12 protein-coding genes are annotated in these 14799 nt (G+C 70.7%); 4 read left to right on the top strand and 8 right to left on the bottom strand.

The window, feature by feature from the left end; genetic code table 11:
* Nucleotides 1-107: 107 nt before the first annotated feature.
* Nucleotides 108-1934, bottom strand: a complete 1827-nt coding sequence (locus ACFU7Z_RS22410; RefSeq protein ID WP_049659026.1) for a phosphoenolpyruvate carboxykinase (GTP) — start codon at nt 1932-1934, stop codon at nt 108-110.
* A 284-nt stretch (nt 1935-2218) separates the two neighbouring features.
* Here ACFU7Z_RS22410 and ACFU7Z_RS22405 point away from each other — a divergent pair, with 284 nt between their 5' ends.
* Nucleotides 2219-2893 (top strand): hemolysin III family protein, encoded by a 675-nt coding sequence (locus ACFU7Z_RS22405; RefSeq protein ID WP_049659028.1) that lies wholly within the window; start codon nt 2219-2221, stop codon nt 2891-2893.
* A gap of 60 nt (nt 2894-2953) precedes the next feature.
* Here the strand turns inward: ACFU7Z_RS22405 and ACFU7Z_RS22400 are convergent, their stop codons facing one another.
* The 3 genes from ACFU7Z_RS22400 to ACFU7Z_RS22390 all read right to left on the bottom strand — a co-directional run bounded on the left by ACFU7Z_RS22400 (nt 2954) and on the right by ACFU7Z_RS22390 (nt 5536).
* On the bottom strand, nt 2954-3595 hold the full coding sequence (locus ACFU7Z_RS22400) for a hypothetical protein (RefSeq protein ID WP_074001321.1): 642 nt from the start codon (nt 3593-3595) through the stop codon (nt 2954-2956).
* Nucleotides 3596-3878: 283 nt separating this feature from the next.
* On the bottom strand, nt 3879-4799 hold the full coding sequence (locus tag ACFU7Z_RS22395) for a hypothetical protein (RefSeq protein WP_380779144.1): 921 nt from the start codon (nt 4797-4799) through the stop codon (nt 3879-3881).
* A gap of 8 nt (nt 4800-4807) precedes the next feature.
* The gene (locus tag ACFU7Z_RS22390) at nt 4808-5536 is read right to left on the bottom strand and encodes a papain-like cysteine protease family protein (protein WP_380779142.1); all 729 of its coding nucleotides are present in this window, start codon (nt 5534-5536) and stop codon (nt 4808-4810) included.
* Nucleotides 5537-5821: 285 nt separating this feature from the next.
* Here ACFU7Z_RS22390 and ACFU7Z_RS22385 point away from each other — a divergent pair, with 285 nt between their 5' ends.
* The gene (locus ACFU7Z_RS22385) at nt 5822-6754 is read left to right on the top strand and encodes a hypothetical protein (protein ID WP_380779146.1); all 933 of its coding nucleotides are present in this window, start codon (nt 5822-5824) and stop codon (nt 6752-6754) included.
* Nucleotides 6755-6766: 12 nt separating this feature from the next.
* Here the strand turns inward: ACFU7Z_RS22385 and ACFU7Z_RS22380 are convergent, their stop codons facing one another.
* Nucleotides 6767-7366 carry a hypothetical protein gene (locus tag ACFU7Z_RS22380; protein ID WP_380779140.1) on the bottom strand — a complete coding sequence of 200 codons (600 nt, stop codon included), beginning with the start codon at nt 7364-7366 and terminating at the stop codon, nt 6767-6769.
* 26 nt (nt 7367-7392) lie between these two features.
* Nucleotides 7393-9144 carry an alpha/beta hydrolase gene (locus ACFU7Z_RS22375; protein WP_074001318.1) on the bottom strand — a complete coding sequence of 584 codons (1752 nt, stop codon included), beginning with the start codon at nt 9142-9144 and terminating at the stop codon, nt 7393-7395.
* Nucleotides 9145-9212: 68 nt separating this feature from the next.
* On the opposite strand from ACFU7Z_RS22375, the gene ACFU7Z_RS22370 reads away from it, so the two are divergent.
* Nucleotides 9213-9581 carry a hypothetical protein gene (locus tag ACFU7Z_RS22370; protein WP_147409158.1) on the top strand — a complete coding sequence of 123 codons (369 nt, stop codon included), beginning with the start codon at nt 9213-9215 and terminating at the stop codon, nt 9579-9581.
* A gap of 5 nt (nt 9582-9586) precedes the next feature.
* Here the strand turns inward: ACFU7Z_RS22370 and ACFU7Z_RS22365 are convergent, their stop codons facing one another.
* On the bottom strand, nt 9587-10447 hold the full coding sequence (locus ACFU7Z_RS22365) for a GNAT family N-acetyltransferase (protein ID WP_380779138.1): 861 nt from the start codon (nt 10445-10447) through the stop codon (nt 9587-9589).
* Between the two features lie 109 nt (nt 10448-10556).
* The gene (locus ACFU7Z_RS22360; protein ID WP_380779136.1) at nt 10557-12599 is read right to left on the bottom strand and encodes a thioredoxin domain-containing protein; all 2043 of its coding nucleotides are present in this window, start codon (nt 12597-12599) and stop codon (nt 10557-10559) included.
* Nucleotides 12600-12836: 237 nt separating this feature from the next.
* Between ACFU7Z_RS22360 and ACFU7Z_RS22355 the strand changes: the two genes are divergently transcribed.
* Nucleotides 12837-14660 carry a DUF262 domain-containing protein gene (locus ACFU7Z_RS22355; protein WP_380779134.1) on the top strand — a complete coding sequence of 608 codons (1824 nt, stop codon included), beginning with the start codon at nt 12837-12839 and terminating at the stop codon, nt 14658-14660.
* Nucleotides 14661-14799 lie beyond the last annotated feature (139 nt).

Here is a 14799-nt window from a genome sequence, read left to right as displayed (position 1 = left end):
TTCAACCTCGGCGTGCTGCACGCCGGGCGCGGCGATCAGCAGCCGGCCCCGGAGTGGTACGCGCGGGCCGCGGCCGAGGGGCCCGGCGAGGCGGCTGAGGCTCAGGCTCAGCCGAGGCGCGCGACGAGGTTCCGGTACTCGTCCCACAGCTCCTTCGGGGTGTGGTCGCCGAAGGTCTCCAGGTGGGCCGGCACGAGCGCGGCCTCCTGGCGCCAGATGTCGGCGTCCACGGTGAAGAGCAGGTCGAGGTCCTCCTTGGAGAGGTCCAGGTCGCCGAGGTCGAAGCCCTCGACGGTCGGCAGCACGCCGATCGGGGTCTCGACGCCCTCGCCGGTGCCCTCCAGGCGCTCGACGATCCACTTGAGCACGCGGCTGTTCTCGCCGTAGCCGGGCCAGACGAACTTGCCCTCGGCGTCCTTGCGGAACCAGTTGACGTAGTAGATCTTCGGCAGCTTGGCGGCGTCCGCCTGGGCGCCGACCTTCAGCCAGTGGGCGAAGTAGTCGCCCATGTTGTAGCCGCAGAACGGCAGCATCGCGAACGGGTCGCGGCGCAGCTCGCCGACGGTGCCCTCGGCGGCGGCGGTCTTCTCGGAGGCGATGTTGGCGCCCAGGAAGACGCCGTGCTGCCAGTCGAAGGACTCGGTCACCAGCGGGACGGCGGTGGCGCGGCGGCCGCCGAACAGGATCGCCGAGATCGGCACGCCCGCCTGGTCCTCCCACTCCGGGGCGATGGTCGGGCACTGCGCGGCCGGGACGGCGAAGCGGGCGTTCGGGTGGGCGGCCGGGGTGCCGGACTCGGGGGTCCAGTCGTTGCCGCGCCAGTCGGTCAGGTGCGCCGGGGGCTCGTCGGTGAGGCCCTCCCACCACACGTCGCCGTCGTCGGTGAGGGCGACGTTGGTGAAGACGGTGTTGCCCCAGAGGGTCTCGATGGCGTTGGCGTTGGTGTCCACGCCGGTGCCGGGGGCGACGCCGAAGAAGCCGGCCTCGGGGTTGATGGCGTACAGGCGGCCGTCGGCGCCGAAGCGCATCCAGGCGATGTCGTCGCCGATCGTCTCGACCTTCCAGCCCGGGACGGTCGGCTGGAGCATGGCCAGGTTGGTCTTGCCGCAGGCCGAGGGGAAGGCCGCCGCGACGTACTTGACCTCGCCGCTCGGCGGGGTGAGCTTCAGGATGAGCATGTGCTCGGCCAGCCAGCCCTCGTCGCGGGCCATGGTCGAGGCGATGCGCAGCGCGTAGCACTTCTTGCCGAGCAGGGCGTTGCCGCCGTAGCCCGAGCCGAAGGACCAGATCTCCTTGGTCTCCGGGAAGTGCGAGATGAACTTGGTGCTGTTGCACGGCCACGGCACGTCCGCCTGGCCCTCGGCGAGCGGGGCGCCGACGGTGTGCACGGCCTTGACGAAGTCGCCGTCCTCGCCGAGCTGGTCCAGCACGGCCTGACCCATGCGGGTCATCACGCGCATCGAGACGGCGACGTAGGCGGAGTCGGTGATCTCGACGCCGTACGCGGCCAGCGGGGAACCGACCGGGCCCATCGAGAAGGGCACGACGTACATCGTGCGGCCCTTCATCGCGCCGCGGAAGAGGCCCTGCTCGCCCTGGAAGATCTCCCGCATCTCGGCGGGGGCCTTCCAGTGGTTGGTCGGTCCGGCGTCCTTCTCCTGCTCGGAGCAGATGAAGGTGCGGTCCTCCACGCGCGCCACGTCGGACGGGTCCGAGGCGGCGTAGTAGGAGTTGGGGCGCTTCTCCTCGTTGAGCTTCTTGAAGGTGCCCTGCGCCACCAGCAGGTCCGCGAGGCGCTGGTACTCCTCGTCGGAACCGTCGCACCACTCGATGCGGTCCGGCTGGGTGAGCTCGGCGATCTCGCTCACCCAAGCGAGCAGCTGCTTGTGGCGGGTGGGCGCGGATGCGCTGAGAGCAGAGATCTCGTACGACACGATCGCTCCGTTTCACGCCATCTCGGCGTGGAGATGGCGTCGCGGGGGTCTGAGGGTGCTTGCAGCGTAGCTCCGGACTCAAGGCCGGAACGCGGCGAAGCGTCGAAATTGACGCACCCTTTACTACAGCCAGTATGATTACTCATCGGTAACATGTCGACCGACCCCACGACGGAGTGCGCGGCGCCACACTCCAAATACTCCAAAACGTCTAAGAGTGACGATCGCCACTTCCTACGCGTGAGTAACCTACGGAGCCGTAGGTAGCGGGTAGCATGCTGCGCATGACTGCTGCTGCGCTCGCGGAGAGTGCACTCACGGAGAGCAAGCCGAAGTGGCGCGGCTGGCTGCACGCCGGAATGTTCCCCGCCACGGTGGCCGCCGGGATCGTGCTGATCTGCCTGGCCGACTCCACGCCCGCCAAGATCGCCTGCGCGATCTACTCGGTCAGCGCCTGGCTGCTGTTCGGGGTCAGCGCGGTGTACCACCGCTTCAACTGGGGGCCGCGCGGGGACGCCGTACTGCGCCGGCTGGACCACGCGAACATCTTCCTGATCATCGCGGGCACCTACACGCCGTTCACCATGCTGCTGCTCAAGGGCGCCGACCAGCAGGTCCTGCTCTGGGTGGCCTGGGGCGGCGCGCTGGCCGGGATCGCGTTCCGGGTGTTCTGGGTCGGCGCGCCGCGCTGGCTGTACACACCGGTGTACCTCGCGCTGGGCTGGGCCGCCGCCTTCTTCCTGCCGGACTTCCTGCGCGCCGGCGGGGTCGCCGTCCTGGTGCTGATGATCGTCGGCGGGGTGCTCTACAGCATCGGCGGCGTGGTGTACGGGCTCAAGCGGCCCAACCCCTCACCGCGCTGGTTCGGGTTCCACGAGGTGTTCCACGCCTTCACCCTGGGGGCGTTCATCGTCCAGTACGTCGGCGTCTCGCTGGTGGCCTACAGCACCACCGGGTGAACACCGGTGCCGTACGGCATGACCGGGTGAACACCGGTGCCGTACGGCACGGTCGGGTGATCACTGGTGGCGTACGGCACGGCCGGTCGATCCCGGCGCACCCCGACGGGCGGTCGAACGGTCCACGGACCGGACGGCCGCCCGTTCCGCCGTCCAGGGCCGCTCGTACGGGGCCCGGAGCTGCGGGCGGCGCGGGTAGGCCGCGTGGTCGGCCGCGCCGGCCTCCGGCTGCGGGCCCGGATCCTGCAGCGGCCCGTGCGCGTGGTGCTGCTCCCCGTACCCGTGGTGCTGCTGCCCGCCGTGCGCGTGGTGCTGCTCCCCGTGCGACTCCCGGTGGGGCTCGCGCGGAGGCCAGGCCGGCGCCGGGAGCGCCTCGGGCTCGGGCCACCGCACCGCGCCGACCGCACGGCCCCGCGCCTGCCGGGCGTCCAGCGCCTCGCGGGCCCGGCGGCAGCGCTCGCAGTGCGCGGCGTCCGGGATGCCGCGGCGCGGACGGTGCCGCACCGGGGCCGGCCCGCCGCGCATCGCGCGCCAGCGGCGGGCGACGTAGACCATCAGCAGCAGGGTCTCCACCCCGGCGACCGCCAGGACCAGTGGGGCACCCTTGATCAGATAGGCCGCCACCACGGCCAGCGCAGAGCCCACCACCACCGCCGAGCCCCACACCTGGGAGCTCATCTGCTTGTCGTCCGCGTCGGCCACCTCGGTCCCCTTTCCCGGTGCCGGGCTCGTGGTCGGCTCCCGCCGCCCCACCTCTTCTCCGCTCTCGGCACGCGTCGGCCAGCACTGACCGATTGCCACATCGTATCTACCGTCAGTCATGGCCAACCGCCCCCAGGCGGCGAACGACAGATCAACGTTGCGTCAATTCCTTGTGCGGAAGCAGCACTTCCAGGACACATCACGGAACGTGACCACGGCAAGGCGCCCGGCCGGGAGAACCCGGCCGAGCGCCTCGGTGAACCTCTCGCGACCCCGCCCGCCGTCAGCCGCGGCGGACGCCCCTCCGCCGCAGCACGGCACCCGCGCCCACCAGGGCGGTGGCCCCCAGGGCGGCCGCCGCCGTCACGGCCGGCAGTGCCGAACCGCCGCCCGCGGGTCGCGGTGCGACCGCGAGTTGCGGGCCCTCCCCGGGCTGCGGTGCCGTCCCGGACCGCGGCGCGGCCGCGAGTTCCGGCGCGGCGTCCGCCTCGTAGCCGCCGCCCTTGCCCGCCCGGTCGTACGCCGAGCCGGGCAGCTTGTCCCCGTACCGCTGGTGCACCAGCTGCTGGTACGCGGCCAGCGTGACCCCGCCCGCGCCCACCGAGCGCCGGGCCTCGTCGTCCAGCGGCAGCACCCGGCCGTCACGCAGCACGTACCAGGCGTTGACCTGCGGCTCGCGGAAGGCGGTGCCACCGCCGCTGCCCGCCGCCTTCGCCGCGTAGTCGCTCTCGTCACCGCCCGAGGCGATGTTCACCACCTTCCAGCCGCCGCCCTGCCGGACGGTCCAGACCGAGGCGCTCTGCCCGTCCGCCGCGACCACCTTGCTGGCGGTGAACTCCGACGTCGCCACCGGTGCGCCGGGGGTACCGGCCACGAAGCCGGGGTCCAGGACGTACACCGGCACGGTGTCGCCGACCAGCCGCGGCGCGGCCTCGCCCGCCGCCCGGGCCTCCTCGGCGGCGCCGATGGTCAGCTGCCGGGTCGGCGGGACGCCCTTGCGGGCGAAGAAGTGGCCGACCTTGTCGAGGACGGCCGGGTCCTGGACCGCGCCGCGGGCCTGCGCCAGCTCGGCGGCGGGCACCGGGGCCGGGGCGGACGGGGAGTCCGCGTGCGCGGCCGGGGCGAGCGCCAGCGCGAGGCCGGCGGCGAGCAGGGCGGTGGCGGTCGCGGTGGCGGCCCGACGGCGGCTCTTGGTCTCGGTCATGGCCGCCCTCACGCGCCGATCCGGTACAGGGAGTGGGTCCACGAGAACGTGTTGTTGTTCACGTAGTACCCGTAATCCGCCCAGTTGTAGCGGTAGTTGGAGGGCCACGGATCGCCCCAGTAGACCCAGTTGCTCGACGTGTCGTAGCCGTACAGGACGTGCATGTGGCCGCCGCCCGAACTCCACTGGATGCGCGTCTCGATCGGGCGGTCCGCGTTCACCTCGGACTGCACGGTGCCGTAGTTCAGGTACCCGTTGACGTACGAGCCCGGGTTGATGCCGACCCAGTTCAGCCCGTTCTGCACGTCGCCCAGCGTGGCCTGGCTGTTGGGGCAGCTGGAGTTGGCGGAGCGGCCGAACGCGGCGTTGCAGAACTGGTTCTGGCTGTAGTTGTAGCCGAACCAGGTGGCGATGGTGTTCCCGCTCGCCGCCCAGCACCAGTTGGTCTGCTGTTGCTGCTGCATGGTGATGTTGAGCTTCTTGAAGGTGCCGGCCAGGTCGGCCGTGCTGCCGGGCGCGGCGGCCTGGCGGACCTGGTGCGCGGCCCGGTCCTGGGCCTGCGTCTGGGCCTGGGCCTGGGTCCGGTCCTGGTACGGGGCCTGGGCCTGGTACGGGGCCGGCTGCCCGGCCGGGGCGGCGATCGCGGGCGCCGCCACCGCGGCGGTGAGCGCCGGGCCCAGCACGCCGAGGGCGAGCAGCGAGACCGCGCGGCGCAGCCGTATTCGTGGAACTGGCATGGCGGGAAAGCCTCCTTGCACGAGTGGAGCGAGGTGCTGTGTGGGGGCGCGGTCCGGATCGCGCCCCGAGCATCGCGCCTCGTCAGGGACAGGTCAACGGCCGTCCGCGGGGCCCGGACCGAGGTGTGAACGGGCGGACGCGGATGTGAACGGCGCCCGGAGAACCACCGCGCAGCAGGCCCGGACCGGTGACAAACCACCGCACCGATGTGAATATTCACGGTCAAACGCCGCTCCGTCCCGAGCCGCCCGCACGCCGGTCCGCCCGTCCCCCAGGAGGCCGCCATCCACAAGAGCGACCCAGCCGACCTCGCCGCCGCCCTGCGCACCGGCCCCTTCCACCTCGCCCTGCGCACCGCGATCTCCGCCCGGGGCCTCGCCCTCCACCGCATCCGCCGCCACCTCGCCCTGCGCGGCGTCACCGTCGGCCTCACCAGCCTCAGTTACTGGCAGCAGGGCCGCCGCCGCCCCGAACGCACCGAGTCACTGCGCGCCGTCGCCGCCCTGGAAGAGGTCCTCGACCTGCCCGAACACTCCCTCACCCGGCTGCTCGGCCCCCGCCGCACCGCCGGCCCCGCCCCCGCCGGCCCGCCCGTCCGCCCCTACCGCGACCTCATCTCCCCCGCCGTCGCCGTCGACGACCTGCTCGCCACCCTCGCCGGCCCGCGCGACACCGGACTGCACACCATCACCCACATCGAACGCATCCGCGTCGGCCCCGACCGCCAACTCGCCCGCCGCGACTCCCAGCACGCCCTGCGCGCCCACCGCGACGGCATCGACCGCTACCTCGCCCTCTACCAGGGCGACCCCGGCAGCGACATCACCCGCGTCGGCGTCCGCGCCGAGGAGAACTGCCGCCCCGGCCGCATCCGCCGCGACCAGGCCCACCACCTGCTCGCCGCCGAACTCCTCCTCGACCGCCGCCTACGCGCCGGCGACACCCACCTGCTCGGCTACGGCTTCGACGACGCCCCCTCCCCCGACCCCAGCTGCGAATACGTCCGCGGCTTCAACTCCGGCGCCGGCCAGTACGTCCTCCAGGTCACCTTCCACCCCGCCGCCCTCCCCGTCCGCTGCCACCGCTTCGCACTGCACTCGCCGGGCGCCGCCCCGTACGAGACCGAGGAACTCACCCTCGACGGGCACCACTGCGTCCACCTGGTGGCGACGGCGGTACGGCCGTGCCTCCTGGGGATCCGGTGGGACTGGGAGTGAGGGGGGTGGGGGTCAGTGCGACCAGTACGGGTCGTCGACGGGGTCGATCACATAGCCGTCGGCGTCGTACGGCGCACGGCCCAGCGGGGGGAGGGGCTTGTACTCGTGGGCCGGCTGGTACAGCACCCCGGCAGTCCCCACCAGGAACTTCACGCGGTACGTCGAGTCCTGCTGCGGCTTCGCGAGGAACGTCAGGTACGTCTCACCGTCCGCGTTCCCCATCCCGTCCATGCCCTGGATCTCGTCAGCGGGCTTCGACCGTTCGACCACCCTGTTTCCGAGGCCCTTCCAGGCCTGCGCCACCTGGTCCATCAGGGCCGGAAGCTTCGCCCGCGAGACCACGGTCCGAACGACCACGATCTCGGTCAGATCCGACCCCATGCTCGGCTCGCCGTCCCAGAGATCGGGTTTCCTCAGCACCTCGAAGTCGGCCCCCGCATAGCTGAGGGCGGGCGTGATCCCGTCCATGGTCACGCGCAGCGCGCGGTCGATCCGGTCCTTCGCCTGGCCCGTCCTCACCCAGTCCGACCGGCCGGCCAGTGCCAACGGCCCGTAACCGTTCGAGAACAGCGCCCAGCCACCGACCACCGCGACGACGAACGACAGCACCACCGCGCCGAGCACCTTCCACCGGGGCTTCATCGTCCCCCTGTCAGATGAACGTCGTCAGGGTTGCCCGCGATGATCGCGGCGACGTTGCCCAGCGAAGGACCACCGGTCTCCGGAGCCAGGTACTTGGTGTGCATGCCGAAGTCCCCCCAGCTCCACCACTGGCTCCAGCCGTCGACAGTGAAGCGCTTGGCCCCGAAGGAGCCGCTCGCCGGATCCCTCCCGTAGTAGAGGTCGTGCGGGTCCGCCCCGACCAAGCCGCCGAAGGGCCAGGGCACCGCCGCCGCGGTCGGCGAGGGGATCTGGGTGACCGGGTCGTCGCCGGCCGCACCCGCCCACACATGACCTGCGGGCATCCCGAGGTCCGAGGCGTGCTTCACCCCGACGCCGGGGCTCCCGATGATCACCACGTCGTCCGGCAGCGTGTAATTCCCTTGGTGGGCGGCCAGCTTCGTGGCCTGGCCGACGAGGAGCGAACCGTAGCTGTGGCCCATCGAGGTGATGTGCGGGTTCTGACCACTGCTGTTGGCAGCCCGGAGCCCACTGACGAACCTCGCGTAGTCGGGTGCGCCGGCCAACGCCCGCTCGGGAGTGGTTGCCTTGAGGTCCATGTCCGGTGGGTCGTAACCGAGCCAGACGATGGAGGCCACCGAACCGCCGGGCTTGACCTTCTTGTTCGCCTCCCGCCAGACGTTCAGCGCGTTCTCCGCCTCGTTGGTACCGGGCTTGCCCGGCCCCGCCGGGCCGAGCGAGTCGGGGGTGGTGGTGATCCCGGGCACGTAGGCGGAGATGTCGGTGGCGGTGTCGGGGTTCCCGAAGGAGAGGATCGCGCGGCCCTGGCCCTCGGTGCCGATGCCGAGCAGATAGGTGCGCGGTCGACCGTCATTCGCCGCGGCGTCCTGCTTGAGGCGCTCCCAGACGGGCACGAGCTTCGCAAGCTCCGCCTGCTCTTCCTTCGTCCGGTCCTTCTTCTCACGGAGCTCGCGCAGCCGGTTTGTCAGGTAGCTCCGGTTGACCTGGTCCCGCACGTCCGCCGGGATCCCGTCCAGGTTCCCGACCTTCTCTGGGTGGTGGTCGATGAACCACTGCCGGCCCGCCGGGTCGAGGCCGTTCCACCAGCTGTTGACCTCGGTGGGCGGCGCTCCCGCGGCCGGCATGTCCCTCAGGTACGGGGCGCCCGACTCGTTCGCCGTCCGCTGGTCGGCCTCGGCGACCGCGAGGGTCAGGCCCGACTTGCTGGTGGCGTGCTGGGTGAAGCCCCTGAGCAGCCCGGCGAGGGTCTGGTCGGCCGTCCCGGCCTCGGTGAGGGCGGCGGTGATCCGCTTGGCGATCTCCTCGGCCGCCGCCTTCTGCTTGGTCTCCCAGTTCGCGTCCACCGGGCCGGTGGGCGCGGGCCAGCTCACCGTGCCGTTGTCGCTGACGGTCAGGCCCTTGGCGCCGGCGTCGACGACGGCCTGCCGGAGTTTCGACTGGGCGAGTCCGAAGAGGTCGGCGTAGTCCCGCAGGGTCTGGCCGAGTGCGGCCAGTTCGGTTTCGGCGGCGTGCAGTTGGGTGGTCGTGCCGTCCAGTGAGGGGATCGCGGCGTCGGCTGCCGGTCCGCTCCAGCCCGACCCGTGGACCCGGTCGGTGGTGCCGCGCTTCCAGTCGGCGGTGTGCTGCGCGAACGCCTTGTGGAGTGCGTCGTACGCGTCGCCGGCCGCGTGGAGGTCCCCCGGTCTGGCGTTCTTCAGGCTCGCGAAGTCGAGTCGGCCCGCGCCGGCCCGCTGATCCGGATCAGCCATGAGTGCTCCCCCCGATACTCACCGCTACCATAACCCACGTCTGCCACAGCGGCATTGGGGGAAGAGCGATGGGTGACGGCAAGGGATTCACTGTCAAACCAGGCGAGTTGACCGCCGCCGGGAACAACGCGCTGGCGGTGGCCGGGAAGGTTCCGGAGGAGACGGCGAAGCTCGCGGAGCCGGGCGACAAGGCGGCCGGGGGGCTGGCGGGGTGGCAGAGCGGGGCGGCGTTGCAGGGGTGCGGCACCGCCTGGAAGTCGCTGCTGGACGGGCTCGCCGGCGACATGAAGTCGGCCGGCGGCAACCTTCTCACCTGCGCGCAGACGTACCTCAGCGCCGACCGGTTGCCCGCGCCCGCCACCGCGGCGGCCGCCACCGATCCCTTCGGCACGAAGGTGGCCGGGGTGGCGGGCGTGCATCTGACCAGGGACGCGTAACTCCGTTACCGGGACCGGAAGTCCACGATCAGGGAGTCCTCCACCGGCAGGTAGCCGATCTGCTGGTAGATGGAGTTGCTGGTCGGGTTGGCGAGGTCGGTGTAGAGCAGGACCTCGGTGGCGCCGCGGGCGAGGAGGTGGGCCGAGACGGCGGCGGTGACGGCGGTGCCGTAGCCGTGGCCGCGGCTTTCGGCGGGGGTGTAGACCGGGCCGATGCGGGACATGCCGGCGAGCACCGGGCTGCTGCCGGCCAGGGCGACCGGGCGGCCGCCGTCCTCCCACAGGTGCAGGCAGCCGTTCGCGGTCCGCTCGTCCACCGCCCTTGGGACGTCGGGGAGTTCGACCTCGACCTCGGCCAGGAACTCCTGGTACCAGCGGATCGCCAGTTCTCGGTCGGCCGGTTCGGCCAGCCGGTGGCGGCCTGCGGGCGGGCGCGGCGGGTCGGTCAACTCGCCGAGCCGGTAGAGCCGTTCGTCGACGCGGACGGACTGTTCGGTGCCGGTGGCCGCCGTCCAGGCGGCGGCGAAGGCGCGGACCGCTTCGGCTCCCCCGTCGACCCCGGTCACCGTGGTGAAGCCGGCTCCGGCGGCGGCCAGGCCGGTCGCCAGTTCGGCGGCCGCGGCCGGCGGCATGAAGGAGAGCCGGGGGGCGAACGGCGGCGTCTGGAGGAAGGCGCCCGCGACCGGACCTCCCTGCTCGGCCCGCCACCAGCCGAAGACCGGCGGCTCGCCGAACACCGTCAGGCCGGACTCGGCCAGCCGGTGCGCGATGGTGAGCAGGACGGTGTTCTCGGCGGGGCGGGCGGCCAGGAAGGCGCCCGCCTGGTCGCGGAACTCGTCGAGGGAGGTGCTGAAAGTCCAGGTCATGGCCCATGGTGGCCCTGGCCGGACCCCGCTCGCCAACGATTATCCGGCCGCCGTCGAACCCCTGCCCGCCCCACCGTCGACGGCTTGCCCGCCCCCGCCGGGGCGCCCGCTACTCGACCGCCGTGCCCAGCTTCCCGGCCAGTTCCGCCGGATCGGTGGTCGGGGCGTCGCAGGCGAAGTGCCGGCAGACGTACGCCGCGGGGGCGCCGCCGACCAGCGGCCGGTCGGCCAGCAGCGGCACCTCGGGCTCCCCGGGCGCGCCGACCGCGACCACCGCTCCCGGCGCCGTCCCGAGCAGCGCGGCCCGTCGCAGCGCCGCGGTGGCCGGGTCGCCGTCCGGGCCGACCACGGCGACCTCGCGCGGCCCGTCGAGCAGCGCCTCGGCGACGGCGAGGCCCCAGCCGATGAACCGCGGTGCCCGGCCGGCGAGGGCGCCGACCACGCCGAGGGCCCGTTCGGCGGCCGTGCGGTGCCGGTCGGAGCCGGTGTACGCGGCGTACGTGAGCAGGGCGCCGGCGGCGGCCGTCCAGCCGGACGGGGTGGCGTTGTCGGTCGGGTCCTGCGGGCGGCGGATCAGCTCCTCGGCGTCGTCGGCGGTGTCGTAGAGCGCGCCGGAGGCCTCGTCGGTGAAGTGCTTGAGCACGGTGTCGAGCAGGCCGCCCGCCAGCTGGAGCCAGGAGGCGTCGCCGGTGACGGCGTACAGCGCGAGGAAGCCCTCGGCGGTGTCCGCGTAGTCCTCCAGCACGCCGGCGTTGGCACCGGCCCGGCCGTCCCGGGAGGTGCGCAGCAGCCGGCCGTCGGGGGTGAGGTGGACGGCGAGCAGCAGGTCGGCGGCGCGTTCGGCGGCCTCGACCAGGTCGGGGCGGTCCAGCAGCGCGCCGGTCTCGGCGAGCGCGGCGACGGCCAGGCCGTTCCAGGCGGCGACCACCTTGTCGTCGCGGGCCGGGGCGGGGCGGGCCGCCCGGGCCTCGGCCAGCCGCGCCCGGATCGTCTCGTACTCGGCGAAGTCCTCGGGGTCGGCGAGGAGTTGGAGCACCGAGGTGCCGTGTTCGAAGGTGCCCTCGGCGGTGACGGTGAACAGCCGGGCCGCGGTGGCCGCGTCGGCGGGGCCGAGCAGGTCGACCAGCTGGCCGGGCTCCCACACGTAGTACGCGCCCTCGGCGGACTGCCCGGTCTCCTCGTCCAGGCTGTCGGCGTCCAGGGCCGAGGCGAACGCACCCTCGGGCGTGCGGAGTTCGCGCAGCAGGAAGTCCGCCGTGGAGAGCGCGACCCGGCGGGCCAGGGCCGATCCGGTGGCCCGCCACAGGTGCAGGTAGGCGCGCAGCAGCAGGGCGTTGTCGTACAGCATCTTCTCGAAGTGCGGCACCACCCAGCCGGCGTCCACCGCGTACCGGGCGAAGCCGCCGCCGAGCTGGTCGTGGATGCCGCCGCGGGCCATCGCCTCACCGGTGCGGACGGCCATCTCCAGGGCCGCCTCCGAGCCGGTCCGGGCGTGGTGGCGCAGCAGGAACTCCAGCACCATGGCCGGCGGGAACTTCGGCGCGCCGCCGAAGCCGCCGCGGCTCTGGTCGAAGTCCCGGCTGAGGGCCACCAGCGCCTGGTGCAGATCCGCCTCGCCGGGCGGGTTGTGGGCACCGGCCGAGTACACGGCGGCCCGCTGGGCGAGGTCGGCCCGGATCCGCCCGGCGACCTCGCCGACCTCCTCCCGCCGGTCCCGCCAGGCGGCCTCCACACCCTCCAGCACCTGCCGGAAGGACGGCATCCCGTGCCGGGGCTGCGGCGGGAAGTAGGTGCCGAAGTAGAACGGCTCCTTGTCGGGCGTGAGGAACACCGTCATCGGCCACCCGCCCTGCCCGGTCGCGGCCTGCACCGCCTCCATGTACACGGCGTCGACGTCCGGCCGCTCCTCCCGGTCCACCTTGACCGGGACGAACCGCTCATTGAGGTACTCGGCGAGCCCGGCGTCCTCGAAGCTCTCGTGAGCCATGACATGACACCAGTGACACGCGGCGTAACCGACCGACAGCAGAACGGGCACACCGCGGCGCCGCGCCTCCTCGAAGGCCTCCGGCGCCCAGGGCCACCAGTCCACAGGGTTGTCGGCGTGCTGGAGCAGGTAGGGGGAGGTCGCATGAGTCAACCGGTTCGCCATGCGGGCAGTATTCCAGTCGGGCGTGCTGCGACGGGGACAGGCCCACCGAACAGGCCGGGCCTCCGGGGGCGGTACAGCCCGGCCTGGACTGAGAACGCGCGGTGCAGCAAGCACGTCCTGGCACCGCACCCCCAACAAAGTTCGAGCATCTCTAGGGTGGCACGGTCGTCGAGCTTGTAGGCTCCGGCCAACCCAGGGCCACCAGGGCACCTGAGGCGCACGCACGGGAGAAGCGCGATGTCGATCCCCTTGTCAGACCTGTCCGTTCGCAGCGAAGGCGTTCAGAAGCTCTACACGGACTACCTCGCGGACCGGTTCTCCGTGAATCGACGATATCAACGGAAGCTCGTCTGGACGGTCGAGGAGAAGTGCGACCTCATCGACTCAATCCTGAGCGATCTCCCGATCCCGCTTATCCTCGTCGCCGAGATCTCAGGCGAAGACGGAACCAGCTACGAGCTGATCGACGGCATGCAGCGACTCAATGCCATCTTCTCGTTCATCGAGAACGAATTTGACATCAACGGGCAGTACTTCGACCTGCAGGCACTCGCCGACACAAAGAGCCAACTCGACGATGGCATGTTCACCCAGAAGACGCCAGTACTGCCTCGCGAACAGTCACGCAAGATTGCTAACTACCTTCTGCCCATGTCTGTCTTTAAGGCATCAAATCCCGAACAAGTGGACAAGGTATTCCGTCGCATCAACTCGGGCGGCCGCCGACTCTCCGGACAGGATCTCCGCCAGGTCGGATCCACCGCGAAAATCGCACAGCTCGTACGTGTCATCGCGAGCGAGATCAGGGGGGATTCGAGCAGCAGCGACATCGTCCCATTGCGTGCGATGCCAAATCTCAGCATCAATAATCGTCACTTGGCATACGGCGTCGACGTCGACAATATCTTCTGGGTGCAGCAGGCGGTCCTGCGACGCATCGACGTCCGAAGCTCACTCGACGAACAACTGATCCTGGATATTCTGGTGGACTGCCTCATCGACCCCCTTGTCTCATCAGGAACCTATACGCGGGACTCTGTGTACGGATCAGTTGATGCCAACGACACTGCGCCAGCCGTGCTGGAGCGGCGGCTGTCCGAACGTATCGAAATCTATGGGGAGTCCAACGTCCGGGAGGACTTCTCACTAGTCTACGAGGAACTTCGAGCCGTGCTGGACTTCGCTGGCGAGAGATTTGTGAAGCATGTCGTTGGCAGGAGCCCCGGAGGTCGCTACCCACGCTACTTCCAAGCAGTTTTTCTAGCCTTCTGGGAATTGATCATCAGGAGCAACATGCGCGTTTCCTCACGCTCGGAGGCCGCCCTCAAGCTCCGCGCCATCGGAACCGCTCGCGGCCCGCTTAGCATTCCAGGCGGAGGTGGCGACTGGACAGCCGAGGACAAGCGAAAAAATATCGATGTAGTGAAGGGCGCGATCCGGGACGCATTCGAATTCAACTCTGACTCCCGACGAGATGCCGCACAATTCGGCCTCGCATCACATCTGGAAAGGATCCTCCAGAACTCAGTCACCGAACAATCGCTCTTCGAGCTGAAGCAGGGACTGTTGACTTTGGGTGCGAAAAGAGAATTCGATGAGGGCTCCTGGGAGAAGATCCTTTGCACTATCACAGCCATTGCCAATGTCGGCCCTGACAACACAGGCTATCTCGTCATCGGTGTGGCCGACAAAGAAAAGGATGTGCATCGTATTCGCCTGCTGGACGGGATCGAGCCGGTCAAGTCGCGCAGCAACCGTTTCGACATCGTCGGCATCAGTCGTGAGGCTGAAGTCCGGGGTGAAAGCCTCAAGAGCTACTTCGATTGGGTGTCCGACAAGCTGACTGGGTCAGACCTCGCACCTGACCTTCGAAAGCGGGTCGCATCGGGGATCAGCCTCGTCGACTATCACGGACAGGCTGTCATCCTCATCGAGATCACCCCGTCAGCCGGGCCGTCCTTCTACAAGAACGTCATGTACGAGCGAAGCGGCTCCGGGATCCAAGTGGTGGAACAGGCCGACTACATGCGACTCTTCCAGCGCTTCACGTCCCGCACCTGACATCCTCAGCGACAGACTGGTCCGGGCCATGAGCGGCCGGATCCGACGAGGCATTGTCACACCTGCCCACCTTAAACAAGGGTGACTGTGTCCCGCTCCGCCCCGGAAACAGCTAGCGCCCCGCCCGGCGATCCGGGCG

Origin of the sequence: Kitasatospora sp. NPDC057518, assembly GCF_042802075.1 — a bacterium.
Classification (GTDB): Bacteria; Actinomycetota; Actinomycetes; order Streptomycetales; family Streptomycetaceae; genus Kitasatospora.
This window is presented reverse-complemented; position numbering and strand designations above follow the sequence as displayed.

What these genes read in the sequence shown, in the direction of transcription:
- ACFU7Z_RS22405 (WP_049659028.1), top strand. Translation starts at nt 2,219, where the DNA reads ATGACTGCTGCTGCGCTCGCGGAGAGTGCACTCACGGAGAGCAAGCCG.
- ACFU7Z_RS22370 (WP_147409158.1), top strand. Translation starts at nt 9,213, where the DNA reads ATGGGTGACGGCAAGGGATTCACTGTCAAACCAGGCGAGTTGACCGCC.
- ACFU7Z_RS22365 (WP_380779138.1), bottom strand. Translation starts at nt 10,447, where the DNA reads ATGACCTGGACTTTCAGCACCTCCCTCGACGAGTTCCGCGACCAGGCG.
- ACFU7Z_RS22395 (WP_380779144.1), bottom strand. Translation starts at nt 4,799, where the DNA reads ATGACCGAGACCAAGAGCCGCCGTCGGGCCGCCACCGCGACCGCCACC.
- ACFU7Z_RS22390 (WP_380779142.1), bottom strand. Translation starts at nt 5,536, where the DNA reads ATGCCAGTTCCACGAATACGGCTGCGCCGCGCGGTCTCGCTGCTCGCC.
- ACFU7Z_RS22360 (WP_380779136.1), bottom strand. Translation starts at nt 12,599, where the DNA reads ATGGCGAACCGGTTGACTCATGCGACCTCCCCCTACCTGCTCCAGCAC.
- ACFU7Z_RS22355 (WP_380779134.1), top strand. Translation starts at nt 12,837, where the DNA reads ATGTCGATCCCCTTGTCAGACCTGTCCGTTCGCAGCGAAGGCGTTCAG.
- ACFU7Z_RS22375 (WP_074001318.1), bottom strand. Translation starts at nt 9,144, where the DNA reads ATGGCTGATCCGGATCAGCGGGCCGGCGCGGGCCGACTCGACTTCGCG.